The organism is Aeromonas allosaccharophila (assembly GCF_000819685.1).
GTDB classification, from domain to species: domain Bacteria; phylum Pseudomonadota; class Gammaproteobacteria; order Enterobacterales; family Aeromonadaceae; genus Aeromonas; species Aeromonas allosaccharophila.
The window spans coordinates 47,716-67,237 of sequence record NZ_CDBR01000040.1 but is presented as its reverse complement, the minus strand read 5'-3'; the positions used below and the strand labels follow the sequence as shown (position 1 = coordinate 67,237).

The 19,522-nt window shown below is 59.7% G+C and carries 18 protein-coding genes; 6 read left to right on the top strand and 12 right to left on the bottom strand.

Annotation, left to right across the window (positions count from 1 at the left end):
• Positions 1-98: 98 nt before the first annotated feature.
• The 3 genes from BN1115_RS08545 to dusB all read right to left on the bottom strand — a co-directional run bounded on the left by BN1115_RS08545 (position 99) and on the right by dusB (position 2,405).
• Positions 99-1,004, bottom strand: a complete 906-nt coding sequence (locus BN1115_RS08545) for a DMT family transporter (RefSeq protein ID WP_042656820.1) — start codon at positions 1,002-1,004, stop codon at positions 99-101.
• A gap of 112 nt (positions 1,005-1,116) precedes the next feature.
• Complete coding sequence (gene fis, locus BN1115_RS08540; protein ID WP_005309538.1) at positions 1,117-1,413, bottom strand: DNA-binding transcriptional regulator Fis; 297 nt, start codon at positions 1,411-1,413, stop codon at positions 1,117-1,119.
• A 26-nt stretch (positions 1,414-1,439) separates the two neighbouring features.
• The gene (gene dusB / locus BN1115_RS08535; protein WP_033135778.1) at positions 1,440-2,405 is read right to left on the bottom strand and encodes a tRNA dihydrouridine synthase DusB; all 966 of its coding nucleotides are present in this window, start codon (positions 2,403-2,405) and stop codon (positions 1,440-1,442) included.
• A gap of 292 nt (positions 2,406-2,697) precedes the next feature.
• Between dusB and BN1115_RS08530 the strand changes: the two genes are divergently transcribed.
• From BN1115_RS08530 to BN1115_RS08515, 4 genes are all read left to right on the top strand, one after another.
• The gene (locus tag BN1115_RS08530; RefSeq protein ID WP_042656819.1) at positions 2,698-4,095 is read left to right on the top strand and encodes a TolC family protein; all 1,398 of its coding nucleotides are present in this window, start codon (positions 2,698-2,700) and stop codon (positions 4,093-4,095) included.
• A gap of 73 nt (positions 4,096-4,168) precedes the next feature.
• Complete coding sequence (locus BN1115_RS08525) at positions 4,169-5,173, top strand: HlyD family secretion protein (protein WP_005349194.1); 1,005 nt, start codon at positions 4,169-4,171, stop codon at positions 5,171-5,173.
• Entirely contained in the window at positions 5,173-6,327 is a 1,155-nt protein-coding gene (locus BN1115_RS08520; RefSeq protein WP_042656818.1) for an ABC transporter permease, read from the top strand. Before BN1115_RS08525 ends, BN1115_RS08520 begins: the two co-directional genes overlap by 1 nt.
• The gene (locus BN1115_RS08515) at positions 6,327-7,523 is read left to right on the top strand and encodes an ABC transporter permease (protein WP_042656817.1); all 1,197 of its coding nucleotides are present in this window, start codon (positions 6,327-6,329) and stop codon (positions 7,521-7,523) included. Before BN1115_RS08520 ends, BN1115_RS08515 begins: the two co-directional genes overlap by 1 nt.
• 118 nt (positions 7,524-7,641) lie before the next feature.
• Here BN1115_RS08515 and BN1115_RS08510 read toward each other — a convergent pair whose 3' ends face one another.
• The 3 genes from BN1115_RS08510 to BN1115_RS08500 all read right to left on the bottom strand — a co-directional run bounded on the left by BN1115_RS08510 (position 7,642) and on the right by BN1115_RS08500 (position 10,037).
• Positions 7,642-8,277, bottom strand: coding sequence for an NAD(P)-dependent oxidoreductase (locus BN1115_RS08510; RefSeq protein WP_042656816.1), 636 nt, complete (start codon positions 8,275-8,277; stop codon positions 7,642-7,644).
• A gap of 135 nt (positions 8,278-8,412) precedes the next feature.
• A complete protein-coding gene (locus BN1115_RS08505) occupies positions 8,413-9,267 on the bottom strand; it encodes a DnaA ATPase domain-containing protein (protein ID WP_042059872.1) in 855 nt (284 codons plus the stop codon).
• Between the two features lie 71 nt (positions 9,268-9,338).
• Positions 9,339-10,037 carry a DnaT-like ssDNA-binding domain-containing protein gene (locus tag BN1115_RS08500; protein ID WP_042656822.1) on the bottom strand — a complete coding sequence of 233 codons (699 nt, stop codon included), beginning with the start codon at positions 10,035-10,037 and terminating at the stop codon, positions 9,339-9,341.
• A 298-nt stretch (positions 10,038-10,335) separates the two neighbouring features.
• Here BN1115_RS08500 and BN1115_RS08495 point away from each other — a divergent pair, with 298 nt between their 5' ends.
• A complete protein-coding gene (locus tag BN1115_RS08495; protein WP_042059874.1) occupies positions 10,336-11,307 on the top strand; it encodes a response regulator in 972 nt (323 codons plus the stop codon).
• Between the two features lie 74 nt (positions 11,308-11,381).
• On the opposite strand, the gene BN1115_RS08490 is transcribed toward BN1115_RS08495, so the two are convergent.
• The 5 genes from BN1115_RS08490 to BN1115_RS08470 form a co-directional block, all read right to left on the bottom strand.
• Positions 11,382-12,779: a peptide MFS transporter gene (locus BN1115_RS08490; protein WP_042059875.1), complete on the bottom strand. Its 1,398-nt coding sequence runs from the start codon at positions 12,777-12,779 to the stop codon at positions 11,382-11,384.
• Positions 12,780-12,992: 213 nt separating this feature from the next.
• On the bottom strand, positions 12,993-13,904 hold the full coding sequence (gene galU, locus BN1115_RS08485; RefSeq protein WP_042656815.1) for a UTP--glucose-1-phosphate uridylyltransferase GalU: 912 nt from the start codon (positions 13,902-13,904) through the stop codon (positions 12,993-12,995).
• A gap of 95 nt (positions 13,905-13,999) precedes the next feature.
• The gene (locus BN1115_RS08480; RefSeq protein ID WP_042656814.1) at positions 14,000-14,323 is read right to left on the bottom strand and encodes a ComEA family DNA-binding protein; all 324 of its coding nucleotides are present in this window, start codon (positions 14,321-14,323) and stop codon (positions 14,000-14,002) included.
• Between the two features lie 379 nt (positions 14,324-14,702).
• The gene (gene pta / locus BN1115_RS08475) at positions 14,703-16,883 is read right to left on the bottom strand and encodes a phosphate acetyltransferase (RefSeq protein WP_042059882.1); all 2,181 of its coding nucleotides are present in this window, start codon (positions 16,881-16,883) and stop codon (positions 14,703-14,705) included.
• A 56-nt stretch (positions 16,884-16,939) separates the two neighbouring features.
• On the bottom strand, positions 16,940-18,142 hold the full coding sequence (locus BN1115_RS08470) for an acetate kinase (protein WP_042059883.1): 1,203 nt from the start codon (positions 18,140-18,142) through the stop codon (positions 16,940-16,942).
• Between the two features lie 304 nt (positions 18,143-18,446).
• Here BN1115_RS08470 and yfbV point away from each other — a divergent pair, with 304 nt between their 5' ends.
• Complete coding sequence (yfbV, locus tag BN1115_RS08465; protein WP_005339116.1) at positions 18,447-18,887, top strand: terminus macrodomain insulation protein YfbV; 441 nt, start codon at positions 18,447-18,449, stop codon at positions 18,885-18,887.
• A gap of 59 nt (positions 18,888-18,946) precedes the next feature.
• Here the strand turns inward: yfbV and BN1115_RS08460 are convergent, their stop codons facing one another.
• A complete protein-coding gene (locus BN1115_RS08460; protein WP_042656813.1) occupies positions 18,947-19,447 on the bottom strand; it encodes a YfbU family protein in 501 nt (166 codons plus the stop codon).
• Between the last annotated feature and the right edge of the window lie 75 nt (positions 19,448-19,522).

Here is a 19,522-nt window from a genome sequence, read left to right as displayed (position 1 = left end):
ACGTAATTGGGACAGCGCCAATAAAAACGGGTCTGCAGTCGCAGGCCCGTTTGTCTTTGTACGTAGTCAGTGATGTCAGTGGTACCCGCTATCGGTACTCAGGTTGTGGGCTTTAGCCTGGCACTGCGCAGCAGCAGGGGGAGCTGGTAGAGCACCAGGGCGCCGAGTACCAGTCCGGCACCGGCCAGTTTGGCGCCACCGAGCGGTTCGCTATAGAAGAGGGTGCTCAGCAGCAGAGTCCAGACCGGCTCCAGCAGCATCATCAGGGCGGCGTGGGCGGTGGTCATCTTGCTCAATGCGTGGGTAAGCAGCCAGTAGCGCAATGTGGTGGCGATCAAGACGCTCGCCGCAAACCAGCCCCAGATGCCGTGGCTGACCCCTGCCTCGGGCCACTGCTCGGTCAGCAGGGAGAGCAGGGTGCCGAGCAGGCCGGTCATCGCCAGCTGGATGCAGGTGAGCCAGGTGGGCGCAATGGACTGGGCAAAGTGGCGATGGACGGCGAGCTGGATGCCGAGGGTGGTGGCCGCCGCCAGAAACCAGAACAGCGAGAGCGACACGCCTGTCTGTTCAGGGTGATCTCCACCCCAGTGGGTGCTGCTGGAGAGCAGCAACAGGCCCGCGATGGCGATGGGTAGAGTGAGCCAGTAGTGACGGCCGGGTTTGGCTCGAAAGGCGGCCCAAGCGGCCAGCGGCGCCATCAGGGTGGCGACGCTCATGATAAAGGCGCCGCTGCCCAGCGCATCGCTCTGGCTGATGGCGGTGACCCACAGCAGCAGGCTGGCGCCGAGCAATGTGCCGCATCCTGCAGCGCGCAGCAGTTGGGCACGGGTCGGCGGCGGTTCACGCAGCCAGGCGAGGGGGAGCAACAACAGGGCGGCCAGCAGGAAGCGGCTGCCGATAAAGGCGGTGGGGGGCAGTTCGCGGATCGCCTCTTTCGAGAAGAGCCAGCCAGCGGCGGCCAGCAGGGTGACCAGTACCATCAGCAGCAGGGGAGTGCGGTTCATCGGGGTCGTCATGGTGAAATGGAGGGGAGAGCATAAAGGAAAGGCGCCAGGTATTGCTACCTGGCGCCTTTCGCATCTGCCTTGAACCGCCGTCGCGGCTCGCGGCCAGCAATCAGTTCATGCCGTAACGCTTGAGCTTCTTGCGCAGGGTGCCACGGTTGATACCCATCATCACGGCAGCGCGAGTCTGGTTACCACGGGTGTACTGCATGATCACGTCCAGCATCGGCGCTTCGACTTCGGAGAGAACCATATCGTACAGATCAATCACTTCCTGACCGTTCAACTGGGCCAGGTAGTTACGCAGGGCCTGTTGCACAGAGTCACGCAGGGGGCGCTGGGTCGGCTCGGCAGCGTGATTGTGAGTAGTTGTTACCAATGCATCAGAAGTCAGGGTTTGTTCGAACATATTCGGTCGGCTCTTTAGTTATCTTGTTAACCTAATCCATCGAAATACGCTTCGAGTGCCTCAAGTTGCGCGTCTGCGCAATCCAGGGCATTGAAGTGCTTACGGAATTCTCGGCCCGTCTCTTCTTCATCCAGATACCAGCCCACGTGTTTACGGGCTATGCGCGCTCCCAGATATGCACCATAAAACCGGTGCAGGTTGGTTACATGCTCGTTCATCAGGGTGCGAACCTCTTCCCTCTCGGGAGGCGGCAGCTTGGTGCCCGTCTCAAGAAAATGACGGATTTCCCGGAAAATCCAGGGTCGTCCTTGCGCAGCTCGGCCGATCATCACGGCGTCGACACCGGTATAGTCGAGGACATACCGGGCTTTCTCCGGGCTGTTGATGTCACCATTGGCGACAACAGGAATCGATACGGCCTGCTTAATCGCCCTGATCGTGTCGTACTCCGCTTCGCCCCGGTAGAGGCAGGCACGGGTACGACCATGCACGGCGAGGGCCGCGATACCGCAATCTTCGGCGATTCGGGCGATCTCCACGCCATTGCGATTATCCGGATCCCATCCTGTGCGGATCTTCAAGGTGACAGGCACCTCCACTGCATCCACCACGGCCCGGCAAATTGCTTTGACCTGATCGGGGGCACGCAGCAGGGCGGAACCTGCCAACTTCTTATTCACTTTTTTTGCCGGACATCCCATGTTGATGTCGACGATCTGTGCGCCCTGCTCCACGTTGTAGCGGGCAGCAAACGCCATCATCTCGGGGTCGGCCCCGGCAATCTGGACCGATCGCAATCCGCCTTCTGCAGAGTGATCCATCCTCATCCGGGTTTTCTGGGTATCCCAGACATCCGGGTTGGCCAGCAGCATCTCGGAAACGGCCATGCCAGCCCCCAATCGCAAACAAAGTTCACGGAATGGTCGGTCAGTTACACCGGCCATGGGAGCCACAATCAAGGGAGTTTCAAGCGTGTGGGGACCTATCTGCATTCCACGGTTACCATCGGCTTAGGGCGGCGTATATTACGCATTTTTTAGGCAGGAGAAAAGGTTAGTATTTGAGCGTCAGCCATTTTTTTCTGAAAAAAACGTCGCGCCAAGGCTTGCAAATTCTGGAGTTATTGAAAAACGGCCAGATTGCCGGAGAGTGAGCGCTGTACCATTCGGGTCGGACGCCTGCATAATTGTCAGTCCACTTGCAGGCCCGCTTTGCGTTATGATAGCGGGCTTAAGTCGAGCAAATGCTCCAAACATTTATGCAACAAAAGCGGATTGGGGATCTATGACGTCAAGGTTCATTAAATCACTCTGGCCGTGTCTGATGGGGGCCGTGCTGGGGTCGGCGCAGGCGCAAACCATCAGTTTCGGTGAAGCCTGGACCCGGGTCATCCAGCAGGATGAAGGGCTGGCTGCCGAGCAGGCCGGGGTCGATCGGGCCAAACAGCTGCGCGAGGCTGCCAAGGACATGTATCTGCCCAAGGTGGATCTGGGGGCCAGCTATACCCATCTTGATCAGCCGATTGAACTTGATGCCCTCGATCTCAATCCGCTGGCCAAGCAGAAAGATCTGATCCTGGCGCTCGGCAGCCTGTTCGGGGTCGGGGCCAACGCATTTGTAACGCCCCTGACCAAACAGAATGTGGTGACCAGCTCGGTCAAGATGCTCTGGCCGCTGTTTGCCGGTGGTCGCATCGATGCGGCGCAGGATATCCGCCAGGCGCAAGTGAGCGAGGCACAGCAGCTGCTGGTGCTCAAGCAGCAATCCACTTTTGAGAGCCTCTCCCAGACCTATTTCGGCGTGGTGCTGGCTGCTCAGGTGGTGCAGACCAAACAGGAGATCGAAGAGGGGCTGGCCCACCATCTGGATCACGCCAAGAAGCTCGAAGCGCAGGGCCAGATCGCCAGGGTGGAGCGCCTCTCCGCCCAGTCGGCCTATGACCGCGCCCGCATCGATACCCAGAAGGCGCGCCGCAGCCTCGAGATCGCCGAACTGGCCCTCGGCCGCATGCTGAAGTTGCCAAATGCCCAGCCGGGCAGCGGCCTGTTCGTCAACAAGGAGCTGCCGCGCCTTGAGGGGTTGGTGAGCCAGACCCTGGAGGTGCATCCCGGTCTCAAGCTGCTCAGCGCCAAGAAGGAGCAGGCCAAGGGGCTGATCCGGGTCGAGCAGGGCAAATATGCCCCCGAGGTGTTCCTGTTCGGCAACTACAACCTCTATGAAGATGATTCACTCGCCTCCAAGACAGCGCCGGACTGGCTGGTGGGGGTGGGGGTCAGCATGCCGCTGGTGAGCCGTGATGGCCGCTCCGAGACGGTGCAGGCCGCCAAGAGCGCCGAGCTGCAGGTCAATCTGCTGCAAGCCAAGACCCGCCAGGATCTGGAGTTGCTGGTAGAGAAGACCTGGCGCGAAGCGGCGCAGGGGCTGGAGGAGTATCAATCCCTCTCTTCCACCCAGGCGTTGGCAGAGGAGAACGTGCTGCTGCGTGACAAAGCCTTCGGGCAGGGGCTCTCGACCTCCCTTGATGTGGTGGATGCCCAAAACCAGCTGGCGGGGGTCAAGACCCAGCGCGCAGCGGCGGCCTATCAATATGTGGTGTCGCTGGCCCGCCTGCTGGCGCTCTCCGGCCAGATGAACAGTTTCAATCAATATCAGCACGGTCAGGTGATCGAGGTGAACTCATGATCCCGGTCCTGTCTGTTCCTTTTTTCATGTCTTTTCCGACCGTCAAGGGTCGTCCGTTTGTCGAGGTGAAGTGATGAGCCATCCCCCCATCAAAAAGAAGATGAGCCAGGGTAAACCGCTGTTGTTGCCATTGGCGCTGGTGATCCTGGTGGTGTGGCTCGGCTGGCGCTTCTGGCTCGCCTATCAACCCGAGCCGGTGCATCTGCAAGGGCAGATTGAAGCGCAGCAATATTCGGTCTCCTCAAAGGTGCCGGGCCGCATCGACGAGGTGCTGGTGAAAAAGGGCGATCAGCTGACCAAGGATCAACTGGTCTTTACCCTGGCGAGCCCCGAGATTGAAGCCAAGCTGAGCCAGGCCAAGGCGGGTGAAGCGGCTGCGGGTGCGTTGGCTCAAGAGGCGGAGAAAGGGGCCCGTGCCCAACAGATCGCCGCAGCCAAGGATCAGTGGCAAAAAGCCAAGGCTGCCGCCCAGCTGCGTGGCAAGACCTATGAGCGGGTTGCCAGCCTGCACCGCGACGGCGTAATGCCGCTGCAAAAACGCGATGAGGCCTGGACTGCCTGGCAAGCCGCACGCTACAGCGAAGGGATGGCGTGGCAACAGTACCAGATGGCGTTGGAAGGGGCGCGGGAAGAGACCAAGATCGCCGCTCGCGAGAAGGCCAAGATGGCGGCGGGTTCCGTGGCCGAGGTTGAGGCCTATCTGGCTGATACCCGCATCACCAGCCCCCACAATGGTGAAGTGAGTCAGGTACTGCTGCGCAGCGGCGAGCTGGCGCCACAAGGTTTCCCGGTGGTGACCCTGCTTGATATGAGCGATGCCTGGGCCCAGTTCCACGTTCGCGAGGATTTGCTGCCCCGCTTCCCGGTCGGTACCGAGTTTGATGCCCGCATCCCAGGCCTTGGCGATCAGACCGTGCGCTTCAAGGTGACCCATGTGGCCGTGATGGGGGATTTCGCCACCTGGCGTGCCACCGATACCCGTCAGGGCTTCGATATGAAGAGCTTCCAGGTGGAGGCTCGCCCGCTGCAACCGGTTGAGGGGCTGCGGGTTGGCATGAGTGTGCTGGTTGAACTCTGATGGGACGTGAATTTCGGCTGCTGTGGCAGGACCCGTTCAGCCGTGCCCTGATGAGCTGGGTACCGCTGCTGCTGATGGGGATCCTCTGCTGGATCTTCTCGGCAGGGTTGGCCCGCGACCTCAAGGTGGGGCTGGTGGATTTGGACCACAGCGTGCTGTCGCGCCAGCTGGCCTTCTCGCTGGATGGCTCGGCCGGGCTCAAGGTGGCCAATCAGTTTGATTCCATCGATGCTGGCGCGCGCGCGCTGCGCGGTGGCGACATCTATGCGCTGGTGGTGATCCCCAACCATCTGGAGCGGGATGCCCGCCGGGGTACCCAGCCGCAGGTGACGGTGTTCAACAATGGCCAGTTCATCCTGATTGCCAAGCTGGTCAACTCGGCGCTGGCGCAGGTGGTAGGCACTCTCAACGGCCAGGTCGGTGTGCTGGAGGCGATGGCCGACGGCAAGGCGCTGCCCGGTGCGATTGGGCAGTCGGTGCCCATCAGCAGTCAGGTCACTGCGCTTTACAACCTTAACTCCAGTTATGCCCAGTTTCTGCTGAGCGCGATTTTGCCCGCGGTGTGGCAGATCCTGGTGGTGCTGTTCGGCCTCAATGCGCTGGCCCGCACCGATCGGCTGGGGCTGGATTGGACCACCCGCGGTGTCTGGTTCGGCCTGTGGCGCACCCTGCTGCCCCATGTGCTGATTGGCTGGGGCTGGGGGATCGTCTGGACGCTGCTGTTGTTCAAGGGGTTGGCCTATCCCATGCACGGCAGTTGGTTGGTACTTGTGGTGGGGCTGGGGCTCGCCTCGGCCGCTTGCGTCACCATGGGGGCGTTCTTTTACGGCATCATTCGGGATCCGGCCCGCGCCCTGTCGCTGGCGGGGGCTTACACTGCGCCCGGTTTCGCCTTTATGGGGGTCACTTTTCCGGTGAGCGCCATGGGGGATTTCGCCCGCTTCTGGCGTAGCCTGTTGCCGGTTTCTCATTATGTGGAGCTGCAGATTGGCCAGAGCAACTATGGTCTGCCCCTCGCATCGGCGTTGCCGCAACTGAGTGCGTTGCTGCTGTTCCTGCTCCCCCTGTTGCTGGTGGTGCGCCGTTACAAGCAGCAGGCCGAGCTGGCCCGTCAATCTGCCGCAGTGGCCGTCGCCGAGAAGGAGCCTGAGTGATGCTGGGATTTGTCGATCTGTTGCGCCTCGAGCTGCGCACCCTGCTGGCGGATCGCGCCATCATGCTGACCCTGTTTGGCGGGGTGATCTTCTACTCGTTTCTCTACCCCCAGCCCTATCTGCATCAGTTGCCGCGGGAAGAGGCGGTGGTGGTGGTCAACGAGGATGGCAGCCAGCTGTCGCGCCAGCTGGAGTTTATGGCCGATGCCACGCCGCAGGTGAAGCTGGTGGTGCGGGCCAATTCGCTGGCTGAGGCGCGCCAGCTGATGATGGCCGGGGAGGCGAGCGGGATCCTGCACATTCCCAACCACTTCTATCGGGATCTTATGCAGGGCAAGAGCGTCACCCTGAGCTATGCCGGTGATGCCTCCTACTTCCTGGTCTACGGCACCATTGCCGAAGGACTGGCGCAGGCCGGGGGCACCCTCGCCGCGCAGGTGAAGGTGGCGAGGCTGCTGAGCCACGGCGAGGCACTGCCGCAAGCAGCCATGGGCTGGAACGCGGTGGCCCTCAACGTGGTGCCGGTGTTCAATCCCACCATGGGCTACGTCAACTACGTGGTGCCGGCGGTGTTTGTGCTGATCCTCCATCAGGTGCTGCTGATGGGGGCGGGGATCCTGGGAGCGACCCACAACCAGCGCAGCTGCCGCGGCGAGCACGGTTACTGGCAAAGCGCGCCGGTACTGCCGCTGCTGCTGGCCAGAACCCTGGTGCTGGCCGGGCTGTTCCTGCTGCCGGTGAGCTACTTCCTCGGCTTCTGCTTCGATCACTACAACATCGCCCGCCATGCCGATCCGCTGGAGTTGTGGTTGTTCGCCCTGCCGTTCCTGCTGGCGACCTGCTGGTTCGGGATTGTGCTGGGGGCGATCTTTACCCGGCGGGATCTGCCGACTCAGGTGGTGTTGATCTCCTCCCTGCCGCTGGTCTTTCTGGCGGGCTTTATCTGGCCGCTGGAGCTGATCCCGGCGCCCCTCAACTGGCTGGCTCAGTGGGTGCCCACTATCCCCGCCATCGAGGGTTTTCTGCGCCTCAACCAGATGGGGGCTGACTTTGCGCAGGTTTCCCGTTACTGGTGGCAGCTGTGGGGACTGGCGTTGCTCTACGGCGCGCTGGCCTGCCTGCTGCTGCGCCAGCGGCAGCAGTCGTTGCCAGTTGCCAGTCAGCCGGTCGTACAGAGTGAAACGACCACCGGTTAAGCGGGATAGTGCAAGCGCGCATGACATTAAGCGTGCAGTAAAGCGAAAAACGGTCAGCCCTTGGGCTGACCGTTTTTGTATGCACCGGATCTGTGAAGAGGATGGATATGGCGCTGATTTAGCCGCGCTGGAGCGCGGGATCGCCGATAGCGTAGATTTGCCCCACCGCCGTCTCATCCGCCAACAGGCGCAAGCCTTGGGCCGCCACATCGGTACGGCGCACCAGTCCATGTACCTCCTTGCCCTGACTGAGCTCGGCACGGCCGGTGGCGTCGCCATCCTGCAGGCCCGCCGGGCGCAGAATGGTCCACGCGAGGGCGCTGGTTTGCAGCCAGCTCTCCGCCAGACTCTTGAGGCGCACCTCGTGACCGAAGGCGGCGCGGGCACGCTCAGGCAGATATTGCCAGCTGTCGCCACAGCCGAGGGAGGTGACCAGCAGCAGTCGTTTCAGGCCCGCCTGCTCCATGGCATCGATCACATGACGGTTGCCCTGATAGTCCACCGGTGTTGCCTGACGGAAGCTGCCGAGGGTCGAGACGACCTGTGCATCTTGCCCCGCCACAAGGCAGGCCTGCTGCACTGCCGCTGAGTCCAGCGCATCCCCTTCGATGACGTCTACTCCCAGCTCGCGTAATTCGGCGGCCATTCCGGGGCTGCGCACCAGCGCTACGACCCGGTGACCCTCGTGCAGGGCGTGGTGAGTAAAGGCGCGGCCCAGCCCGCGGCTGGCTCCGAAAATCAGTGTGGTTGGCATAGCAGAGCTCCCTTGGCAAAAGGGGCTAGCCTAGTGGCTTGTTTGCTCGCTGTAAATGAGAGTTGTTTCTATTTGTGAGCTGACAGGGAGGAGAGAGTGCGAGCCGCCAGGACTCGCACTCGCATCGAGGGAGGATCAGCCGTTGTAGTTGCCGATACTGGGGCGACGGCTGGGGCCGCTCAGGTGGATATCCACCGGATTGAACGCCTTGATCGCTTCATAGCTGAAGTCACCGATCGCCTGATGCAGGCTCTGGGGCGTGTGGTTGGTGATGATGATGACGCTCTTTGACAGGTTGCGACGACGGCGCAGCAGGTGGCCGAGGAAGCTGGACTGGCTCTCCGCCATCTTGGCGCGGTTGGCCGATACCTCGTCGATGATCAACAGATCCACCTCTTCCAGCGCGCGGCGGTACTGATTGCGCTCATCCTGATCGGGGATCACGTTGAAGAACAGCCGATCGACGATGGAGGCCCACTGCTGGAAGATCACCGACTTCTGGTGAAGGGCGATCAGCTCGTGTGCTACTGCGCCTGCCAGGGTCGATTTGCCGGTGCCGTAGTCGCCGTAAATCAGCATGCAGCCGCCACCGCTCTTCTCCCAGTGCTCGAAGCCGCTGATAAAGTAGCGGGCCGTTTCGATGGGGTACTGGAGTGCGGGATCCGTGGCGTCCATCTTCTCGAACACCCAGTCGGGGTTGAGGTCGGCCTGGGCGATCAGCTTCTGGATCCGCTCCTGGCGGGCCGCCTTCTGCAGCTCGCGCACCTCGGCGTTGGCCTTGGCGTCATACTCCTTGCGCAGGGTCTCGTAGTCATACTGGCCGCCGCCGGTCTCTTGCTGCAGGCGACGAATGCGCTCCAGCAGACCGCCAACGTGCTGGCTCAGCTCGGGATCGTGAACGCGATGGTCCTGCTTGGCCTTGGCGATTCTTTTACGCTTGGCTTCGATCTCTTCCAGCTCCTGGCGCAGGGGATCTTGCGGGTCAGTCATGGAATGCTCCTTCTGCTCGATCAGGGATGGGTAGACAGGGGGTTGATTTTGCCTGCAGGCGGGGGCTGCTATCAATCATTATCCGGCTCCTGCTGCGGCGCGGGTTCCTGCATTTGCTGTTGGGCCAACCGCTTGGCCTCTTCGATCATCTGTTGGGCCCGCTTGCTCGGGCCTGCCTCTGCCGGGGCGGGGGTCACCTGCTGGTAGCCCTGCACCTCCATCGGTTTGCGACGGGTGTAGCGGCGGGTCTTGAGGGCACGAATGAACTTCAGCATCCATTGATGCTGGGAGTCGAACACCTCGGGGCGCCCCAGCCAGTAGGCGATAAACTCCCCCAGATCCTCTTCGCTGTAGCTGGCATCGATCACCCCGCACAGGCGGGCGAGGGCGGGCAGCTCCTCATCCGGTCGCCACTGCAGATGCATCTGGAAGGGGCGCTCCGGCAGCGGACTGCGCAGTTTCTGGGTCAGCAGCGGCAACTGGAATGGACACTGATGGTAGTGCTCACTCTCGGGCTGCGCCTCGATCTGCAGCAGGCCTGCCTCCATCAGTTCATCGAACAGCTCGGTGAGCTGGCGGGCATTGACCTGAAACGAGAAGCCGCAGGGATCGCCCGGGTCGACCACCGCCAGCGCCCGACCCAGCTCGGGATAGTTGAGCCGGGCCAGCTGATTTTCCAGCACCAGTCTGCGCAGCTGCAGGGTATAGAGACTGCGAGCCGGATGGGACAATCTGGGATGGGCAAGGGCGCTGTATTCGGCTGGGGTCATGGTCTTCTTCACGGGCTGGAATGGGGGCATTATCCCTTATGGCGCAGGCTTGCACAATTCGCACGGGAGGTGATGACCCGGTTAATCCTGACCCCTAGCCAAGAGGTCATGACGCGGGGGGCGCTGACAACGGATTGGGTCAGGCAGATGGCGTCTGGATATCGCCTCATCAATACGCGTGATGAAATCGAAAGCCGGGTAAACAGTCTCTTTTTGACGCAGGAATCGCTGCATTCCAGCCGATTTGGTCTAGTCTTATTACTTAAATAACCAATTGACTAATAAGGTTTTTATCAAGATGCCAAAAGCCGGGCTACGGATCCTGGTGGTGGAGGACGAAGCTGTTTTTCGCCACTCGTTAGTGAGTTACCTCGCACGGGACGGGGCAGCGGTGTTTCAGGCGGAGGATGGGATTGAGGGGATATCGGCGGCGGCCCTCTATCATCCCGACGTGGTGCTGTGCGATCTCAATATGCCCAATATGGATGGTCTCGAGGTGATCGCCTGCCTCTCTGCACGCTATCCCCATATTCCGGTTATCGTCATTTCGGCCCAGAGCACCATGGAGGCGGTCGCCAGCGCCTTGCGCGCCGGTGCGCGGGATTACCTGCTCAAGCCGCTGGAGGATTATGCACTGGTCGAGCGCAGCATCGAACAGTGCCTCAACGGCAGCGCCAATCGGGCGCAGCAGCTGGAGCTGATGGATCATATCGACTACTTCAGTGCCCACGACAAGGCGGCCAGCCGACTGCTGGCGGGGCTTAAACCGCCGGGCTTGCAGGAGTGGGGCCCCTGGCAGGTTACGTTCAAGGGGTTGGGCCATCTGTTCATTCCCGATACCTTTAAAGTTGAGGACAAACTGCTGGTGCTGGTGATGGAGCTGCCGATCATGGGAACGGATGCGGCATTTTGCGGGGCCTTGGTGCGTTCCTTGATGAACGTCCCCTACCGCCAGTTTCAGCAAAACGAGAGCCGTTTGCTAAGCCAGCCGCACCGGTTGCTCGACTACCTCAACCATCAGCTGATGGCGTCCGGGTTACGTCACTCTTTTGCCATGGCGGCGCTGCTGTTTGATCAGCACGATGGGCTGGTGTTTGCCAACGCCGGGCTCACCTCTCCCCACTGGTTGATGCGCTCCGGTGGCTTGCCCCTTGGTCTGATGCGCAGCAGCCATTACGCCCTGCACAAGCGCAGTTGGCATGAACCGTTTGCCCTGCAGTTTCGTAGCGACAGCGGCGGATCGCTGGATGTGCAGGTACGCCATCACTGATGCCGCCTGACAGCAGGCCAAAGCAAACAGGGCGCCCGCTGGGCGCCCTGTCTGTTTTTTACAATCCTGACCGTTTAGACGGCGGCGGAGTGCAGTTTCTTCTCTTGAGCTTGCGGCTCTTTGGCCGGGCCTTCGGCACCGTGCATCCAGTAAACCAGGCGGTTGGCCATGGTCAGCAGGATCAGGGCGCTCAGTAACGCAGCCAGGGCGATGCCACCGAAGATGGCGATCGGGCCCGCTTCACCCACGAAGGAGCCGATAAAGCCGGCTGCATAGTTGGCCAGGGCAACGAAGCCGAACCAGGCACCCATCATCAGGGAGGCCAGACGCAGCGGAGCCAGTTTGGTCACCATGGAGAGGCCGATCGGGGAGAGGCAGAGCTCGCCCAGGGTGTGGAACAGGTAAGCGCCAACCAGCCAGAACATGGAGGTCTTGACGGTCTGGTCACCACCTTGCTGCAGCACGGCACCGATCATGAACAGGAAGCCGACAGCCAGGAACAGCAGACCCATGGCGAACTTGACCGGAGAGTTCGGCTCTTTCTTGCCGAGCTTGATCCAGATGGCTGCCACGATCGGGGCCAGAGTGATAATGAAGAAGGGGTTCAGGGACTGGAACCAGGCAGTCGGCACTTCGAAGCTGCCGATCATGCGGTCGGTATACTCCTGGGTGTAGAGGTTCATCAGACCACCTGCCTGCTCGAAACCGGCCCAGAAGATGATGGTGAACAGACCCAGCACCAGGATGACCTTGATGCGATCCACTTCCTGCTTGGTCAGCGGTGCTTTCTGCTCGGTAGTACGCAGGGCTGCAGCACGCTGGGCGGCAGTGACACGACCGATGTTACCCAGGAAACGCTGGGCCATGGTGGCCTGGATCACCAGAGAGAGCAGCATGCCGATACCGGCGCCGACGAAGGCAGCTTGCCAGCCGTAGGCGGTGGCGGCAGCACCACAGATCACACCTGCCAGCAGGGAACCCAGGTTGATGCCCATATAGAAGATGGTGAAGGCACCATCACGGCGGTGATCGCCCTCTTCATAGAGGTCACCCACCATGGTGGAGATGTTCGGTTTGAACAGGCCGTTACCCACGATCAGCAGCGCGAGGCCGGCGTAGAACATGGTGTTGACCATATCCGGGAACATGGCGTGGGGCAGTGCCAGGGTGAACTGACCTGCGGCCATCAGCACGGCACCGATCAGGATGGCGCGACGTTGACCCAGGAAGCTGTCAGCCAGCCAGCCGCCGATCAGCGGAGTAATATAAACCAGACCGGTATAGATACCGTAGAGTTTGAGGGCATCTGCCTGACTCCAGCCCAGACCGCCGTTGGCAGTCAGGTCGGTCAGATAGAGCACCAGCACGGCACGCATGCCGTAATAGGAGAATCTCTCCCACAGTTCGGTACTAAAGAGCAAAAAAAGCCCTTTAGGGTGACCTAAAAAGGTCCCTTTTGACGGGTTATTCATTGGAACTTCCACCTGTGTCTTATATTTTTTTGAGTTTTTTCTGCAAGGGCGAGAAACACGCCTCAATCCTTATAGAGCATGCGTGAATAAATTACAACATTATGATTTGCTGAGAGTTTATTTACTATTGATTGATTTTTTGTTGCGCAAATGAAAAAGGAGCATCATTTGATGCTCCTTGAATACTTCTATAAAAAACAGATTTATCAGCGATTACAACTGCTTGACGAACTGCTTCAGCCAGCCGATGAATTCACCGTTCAGCTCCTGATGGCGCACGGCATATTCCACATTGGCTTTCATGTAGCCAAGCTTGCTGCCGCAATCGTGGCTCTTGCCTTTCATGAAGTAGGCGTTGACCTGTTCCTGCTCCATCAGCATGGCGATGGCGTCGGTCAGCTGGATCTCGTCACCGGCACCGGCCGGGGTCTTCTCCAGCAGCGGCCAGATATTGGAGGAGAGGACGTAACGACCCACCACCGCCAGATTGGAGGGGGCTTCGTCACGGGGCGGCTTCTCGACAATAGCCTGCATCGGCAGGGACATCCCCTCGCTCAGCGCTTCACCCTTGATATCGGCGATGCCGTACTTGTCCACTTCGCTCTCGGGCACCGCTTCCACCATGATCTGGCTGATCTGGTTCTCTTCGAACATGTGCACCATCTCGGCCAGGTTGTCCTGCTTAAGGTTGCTGGCAACCTCGTCGATCAGTACATCCGGCAGCAGCACGGCGAAGGGGTTGTCACCGATCAGGGGACGGGCGCAGAGGACCGCATGACCCAGCCCTTTGGCCTCGCCCTGGCGGACGTGCATGATGGTGACGTCTTTCGGGCAGATCTGTTGCACCTCTTCCAGCAGCTGGCGCTTGACCCGCTTCTCGAGGGTCGCTTCTAGCTCGAAGCTCTTGTCGAAGTGGTTTTCGATGGAGTTCTTGCTTGAGTGGGTGACCAGAATGATCTCCTTGATCCCAGCGGCGATGGCTTCGCGCACCACATACTGGATCAGCGGTTTGTCGACCACCGGTAGCATCTCTTTCGGGATGGCCTTGGTGGCTGGCAACATGCGGGTACCCAGACCGGCTACCGGGAGCACGGCCTTGCGAACAACAAGAGGAGTCTTTTTCATAGAAAACTATCCAGCGGGATTAAAGTGCGGCAATCATACTCCAAGAAAAATGGGGCATCCACCGGCTGCCCCATTTGTAACTGATCCATTCGACATTATTTGACTATTATCATATCCCTGTTGGCTTCCAGTGTAGCCGGGCCAATGCCATTGACATCCGCCAGCTGATCGACCGAGGTGAACTTTCCCTGTTTTTCCCGATAGTCGACGATGGCTTGTGCCTTCTTGTCGCCAATCCCTTTCAGGTTGGTGAGTTCGGCAAGGGTGGCGGTATTGATATTCAGTTTGCCGTCCTCCTTGGCGGCGGCTGTGGTTGTGGTGGTCTGCTTGGGCGCAGTTTTCTCCGCTGCCAGCACGGGTTGGCTGAACAGGGGCAAGCAGGCCAGCAGCATGACTGCAGAGAGTTTCTTCATCAGCATTTCCATTCCTCCATGATGTTGGATTGTGCCGAGTGGGCACTTTGAGAAATAGCGTATCGAACGGGTCTTTTTCACTGCAACTTCTGACAGGTCAAATTCTCATGCCGATGGTGGCGGATTTGCTATAAGCGCTCCGCCATGAATGCCGCCGTATAGCCAACCTTATGATCTGGAATGTATTTCAGATGCATCTTTGATTTGACGAGCACACGTCCCCGAGACGCTCTGCTCAAACCGTTGTTGAGGTGCCGGATGATATTATTCTGCGCAACACGGTGCGGATGGCATCTTTCACTGGTCTTCAAAAGAGAACCAATAAAAAAGGCTGCTCACCTGGGGTGAGCAGCCTTTGTGATCGGTTTTTTCAGGCTAGAGCTGATTAAGCTTGTTCGTCAGCCTGAGCTGCCTGGATACCGGTCAGAGCGATGGTGTAGACGATGTCGTCAACCAGAGCGCCACGGGACAGGTCGTTGACCGGCTTGCGCATGCCTTGCAGCATCGGGCCGATGGAGACCAGATCAGCAGAACGCTGTACCGCCTTGTAAGTGGTGTTACCGGTGTTCAGGTCAGGGAACACGAACACGGTGGCTTTACCGGCAACCGGTGAGTTCGGTGCCTTGGACTTGGCCACGTTCTCCATGATGGCCGCGTCGTACTGCAGCGGACCGTCGATGATGAGGTCGGGGCGCTTGGCCTTGGCTAGCTCGGTCGCTTCACGCACTTTCTCTACATCGGCACCGGCGCCAGAGGTGCCGGTAGAGTAGGAGATCATGGCTACACGCGGCTCGATGCCGAACGCGGCGGCAGAGTCGGCGGACTGGATGGCGATCTCGGCCAGCTGCTCGGCAGTCGGATCCGGGTTGATCGCGCAGTCACCGTAGACCAGTACCTGGTCAGGCAGCAGCATGAAGAAGATGGAGGAGATCAGGGAAGAGCCCGGGGCAGTCTTGATGATCTGCATCGGCGGACGGATGGTATTGGCAGTGGTGTGCACCGCGCCGGATACCAGGCCGTCAACTTCATTGCGCTCCAGCATCATGGTACCCAGTACCACGTTGTCTTCCAGCTGTTCGCGGGCAACCACTTCGGTCATGCCCTTGTTCTTGCGCAGCTCGACCAGACGCGGCACATAGCGCTCGCGTACCACAACCGGATCGATGATCTCGACGCGATCGGTCAGTACCACACCCTGCTGCTCGGCGACACGACGGATCTCTTCCGGGTTGCCCAGCAGCACCGGGCGGGCGATGCCACGCTCGGCACAGATGGCGGCAGCCTTGATGGTGCGCGGCTCGTCGCCTTCCGGCAGCACAACACGCTTGTTGGCATGGCGGGCCAGCTCGGTCAGCTGATAACGGAACGCCGGCGGGCTCAGACGACGGGAACGGGTAGAGCTGACAGTCAGCGACTCGATCCAGTGCTTGTCGATGTGGCCAGCCACATAGTCCTGCACCAGTTCGATCCGCTCGCGGTCATCTTCCGGGATATCGACGTTGAAGTTCTGCAGGCTGACGGCGGTCTGCCAGGTGTTGGTGCCGGTGATCATGATCGGCAGGCCGGTAGCCATCGCCTGTTGGCACAGGGCCATCACTTGCGGTTCAGGATGGTAGTTACCGGTCAGCAGCAGCGCGCCCAGCTTGACGCCGTTCATGGCGGCTAGGCAGGCGGAGACGATAACGTCGGAACGGTCACCAGAGGTCACCAGCAGGCTGCCCGGACGGAAGTGCTCGATCATGTTGTGGATAGAGCGGGCACAGAAGGTCACGGTCTGCAGGCGACGGCTGTCCAGCTCGCCCTTGTTCAGGATCTTGGCCGCCAGATGCTTGGCGAGATCTTTGGCGCGCGGGGCGATCAGCTGGGTGTTCCACGGGATGCAGCCCAGGATGCGCAGCGGGCTCTTGCCGAACACTTGCAGCACTTCCAGGTTGTGGGCGGCGTCAGACGCATGGTGATGCGCCTCGAACATCTCGGTCAGATCAGGGCGGGTTACGCCGTGCTCGTCAACCGGTGCACCCACCTTGTTGATCACGCAACCTACGATACGGGGGTTGTTGACACCACCGAAGTTGGAGCAGGCCAGCTCGATGCGCTCTTTCAGCTTCTGGCTGGAGTCATGGCCCGGATGGGTCACGAATACCATGTCAGCGTCCAGTGCCTTGGCAACGTCGTAGTTCAGCTTGTTGGCAAAGGGCTGCTTGTCGGTCGGCACCATACCTTCGACAACCAGCACTTCGGCACCGCTGGTTTTCACGTGCTCTTCGAAGCGGGCCACGATCTCTTCCAGCAGGATGTCGGTGTTGCTGGCGCTGATCATGTTCTCGGCGTAGGAGAGGGCGAACGGCTCGGGCGGATTGATGTTGGCAGCTGCGCGGATAACGGCGGTAGAGCGCTCGGTACCGGTTTCACCCGGACGCGGCTGGGCAACCGGTTTGAAGAAGCTGACATTGACCCCGTGACGTTCCATAGCGCGAACAACGCCAAGACTCACGGAAGTTACGCCGACACCAGTGCCGACCGGGATAAGCATAATAGTGCGTGCCACTTTATACCCCTTGTTCATTTTTTGGGATCAGGAAAAGGCCGCCCTGGTGGGCGGCCTCGAGGTTACTGCGTCAATTAAGCGCCGACCAGTTCCAGCGCGTCGTGGGCAATCACCCACTCTTCATTGGTCGGGATAACCAGGGCCTTGGTAGAACCGGCCTTGGTGATCTCGCCGCCCTTGCCAAAACGAGCCTTCAGGTTGGCGTCGTGATCGACGTCAAAGCCCAGCAGACCCAGCTTGTTCAGGGTGATTTCACGGATAGGTGCGGAGTTTTCACCGATACCACCGGTGAAGACGACGGCGTCCAGACGACCATCCATGGCGGCGGCGTAGGCACCGATGTACTTGGCCAGGCGGTAGCAGTAAACGTCCATGGCACGCTTGGCTTCTTCTTTGCTGTCGTAGTTGTCTTCAACGAAACGGCAGTCGGAGGTCACTTCGGTCAGACCCAGCAGGCCGGACTCTTTGGTCAGCATGGTGTTGATATCGGCAACGCTCATGCCCAGCTTGTCGTGCAGGAAGAAGATGATGGCCGGGTCCAGATCGCCGGAGCGGGTACCCATGACCAGGCCTTCCAGCGGGGTCAGACCCATGGAAGTATCGACAGACTTGCCGTTCTTGATGGCGCAGACGGAACCGCCGTTGCCCAGGTGGCAGTTGATGATGTTCAGCTCTTCAACCGGCTTGTTCAGCTGCTTGGCAGCTTCCAGGCTGATGTAGTAGTGGCTGGTGCCGTGGGCGCCGTAGCGACGGATGCCGTTCTCTTTGTAGAGCTTGTACGGCAGGGCGTACAGGAAGGCTTCTTCCGGCATGGACTGGTGGAACGCGGTGTCGAATACGGCCACGTTCTTGTCAGCCAGCGCAGGGAATACGCGGCGCGCTTCACGAATACCGATCAGGTGAGCCGGGTTGTGCAGCGGAGCGTAAGGCACAGCTGCTTCGATACCGGCAATCACGTCTTCGCAGATGACAACGGAAGAGGTGAAGCGCTCGCCACCGTGAACAACACGGTGACCGATGGCGATCAGGTTCTTGGCCAGTTCCGGATTGAGCGGCAGGATCTTGTTGACGATGAAGTCCAGTGCTTCCTGGTGAGCGGCACCTGCGCCCAGATCGGCACTGCCTTTCTCGCCATGCAGTTTCCACTTGATGCGGGCGTCGTCGAGGTTGAAGCACTCGGCCAGGCCGGACAGCAGGTCATCACCGGTGGTTGCGTCAATGACAGCAAACTTCAGGGAAGAGCTGCCACAGTTAAGAACAAGAACCAGCTTACTCATGAATAAATCCTATCGCAGATTGGGTTGTGTAGGCGGATGCGTTGGACGCGGTGCGGCCAAAAACTTTCAACTTATCCTTATGAGGGTTGGCAATCTGTTGCTTGCCCCTTGTATAGTGATACAAGACCCGAAATCCAGACGTCCCTGACAGGTCAATAGCAAGACGCTTTTGACGCAAAAATGGGCGTACAAAGGATAACCCGATTGTTGAAAAATAACAAAGTCATCCTCAACCTTTGTTACTTTGCATCAAATTTTGTCGAGGTTTTGCCGTTAGTACGTTCAAAAAGCGCTCGGAGGTAGTATGAGCATGAACATTTTTGGAACTAAGTTACAGCAAGGGCGCCATTATATGACGCTTTGGCCGCGCCGTCCCGAGCTCAATTCGATGTTTCCTGAAAATCGGGTGATCAAGGCGACAGAGTTCGCCCTCAAGGTAATCCCCGCGCTGGCGGTGCTGAGCGTGATGCTGCAGTTCCAGTTTGGCGAGCTGCACTACTGGCCCTCCGTCATCACTTCCGTGCTGTTTCTGCTCAGTTTGCCGCTGCAGGGTTACTACTGGCTCGGTCAGCGTGCCGACACCCGTTTGCCCCCTTCGCTGGCGAGCTGGTATCGGGAGATCAACGGCAAGATGAACGAGCAGGGTGGCCGCCGTCAGCTGGTGTCACAGCCCCGCTATGAAGAGCTGGCTGATACCCTCAAGGCCGCCTTCCAGCAGCTCGATAAATCTTTTCTCTACGAATAATCCGCTTCAGATGCAAAAAGGCGCCAGTGGCGCCTTTTTTGTTGCGGTCGGTGTGCGGATCAGGCCGCCAGTACCTTGCGGATCTCCTGGATGGAGAGCTTGTACTGACGCGGGCACTGACGCCATACAGTCAGCATCCGCTGGTATTTGTCGCGCATGGCGATGTCGCTGGAGAGCTCGTCGCACGGGCACTTGAGCTCGGGGAAGCGCTTGTCCACCTCCAGCAGGAAGCAGACGTAGTCAGCCAGCTCCCGCTCCTGGCTGCGGCTGTAGCCGTTGAACTCCAGCCGGCTGGCGTTGATCTCGCTCTGATCGGTTGCATCCAGATTGCCCCATGAGATGGCCAGTGCGTGGTGCAGTTCCAGGGTGTCGATCACCTCCTGGCAGGTCGCCAGATCCAGATGGCCGAAGCTCTTCTCCAGCTCGAGGATCTGCAGGCAGTAGCCGCGCTCGATGATGGTGCTGGCGCGCTGGTAGATGTCCGCCTTCTCCGGGTTGAGTTTCGCCAGAATTTCGTACTGGTTGCTCAGGATCAAACGCTCAGTGTTGCTCATGTTCATGGGGTATCTCGCTGGAAGATGATTCTGGGGTCACGTTAACCCATATATAAAATGAATTTTTTGATCTGGGCGGGG

Bases quoted from the DNA above. Each gene is read 5' to 3' on its own strand.
- dusB (WP_033135778.1), bottom strand. From the start codon at position 2,405: ATGCAGATAGGTCCCCACACGCTTGAAACTCCCTTGATTGTGGCTCCC.
- BN1115_RS08495 (WP_042059874.1), top strand. From the start codon at position 10,336: ATGCCAAAAGCCGGGCTACGGATCCTGGTGGTGGAGGACGAAGCTGTT.
- BN1115_RS08520 (WP_042656818.1), top strand. From the start codon at position 5,173: ATGGGACGTGAATTTCGGCTGCTGTGGCAGGACCCGTTCAGCCGTGCC.
- fis (WP_005309538.1), bottom strand. From the start codon at position 1,413: ATGTTCGAACAAACCCTGACTTCTGATGCATTGGTAACAACTACTCAC.
- BN1115_RS08460 (WP_042656813.1), bottom strand. From the start codon at position 19,447: ATGAACATGAGCAACACTGAGCGTTTGATCCTGAGCAACCAGTACGAA.
- galU (WP_042656815.1), bottom strand. From the start codon at position 13,904: ATGAAAAAGACTCCTCTTGTTGTTCGCAAGGCCGTGCTCCCGGTAGCC.
- pta (WP_042059882.1), bottom strand. From the start codon at position 16,883: ATGAACAAGGGGTATAAAGTGGCACGCACTATTATGCTTATCCCGGTC.
- BN1115_RS08530 (WP_042656819.1), top strand. From the start codon at position 2,698: ATGACGTCAAGGTTCATTAAATCACTCTGGCCGTGTCTGATGGGGGCC.
- BN1115_RS08545 (WP_042656820.1), bottom strand. From the start codon at position 1,004: ATGAACCGCACTCCCCTGCTGCTGATGGTACTGGTCACCCTGCTGGCC.
- yfbV (WP_005339116.1), top strand. From the start codon at position 18,447: ATGAGCATGAACATTTTTGGAACTAAGTTACAGCAAGGGCGCCATTAT.
- BN1115_RS08515 (WP_042656817.1), top strand. From the start codon at position 6,327: ATGCTGGGATTTGTCGATCTGTTGCGCCTCGAGCTGCGCACCCTGCTG.
- BN1115_RS08500 (WP_042656822.1), bottom strand. From the start codon at position 10,037: ATGACCCCAGCCGAATACAGCGCCCTTGCCCATCCCAGATTGTCCCAT.
- BN1115_RS08525 (WP_005349194.1), top strand. From the start codon at position 4,169: ATGAGCCATCCCCCCATCAAAAAGAAGATGAGCCAGGGTAAACCGCTG.
- BN1115_RS08470 (WP_042059883.1), bottom strand. From the start codon at position 18,142: ATGAGTAAGCTGGTTCTTGTTCTTAACTGTGGCAGCTCTTCCCTGAAG.
- BN1115_RS08510 (WP_042656816.1), bottom strand. From the start codon at position 8,277: ATGCCAACCACACTGATTTTCGGAGCCAGCCGCGGGCTGGGCCGCGCC.
- BN1115_RS08505 (WP_042059872.1), bottom strand. From the start codon at position 9,267: ATGACTGACCCGCAAGATCCCCTGCGCCAGGAGCTGGAAGAGATCGAA.
- BN1115_RS08480 (WP_042656814.1), bottom strand. From the start codon at position 14,323: ATGCTGATGAAGAAACTCTCTGCAGTCATGCTGCTGGCCTGCTTGCCC.
- BN1115_RS08490 (WP_042059875.1), bottom strand. From the start codon at position 12,779: ATGAATAACCCGTCAAAAGGGACCTTTTTAGGTCACCCTAAAGGGCTT.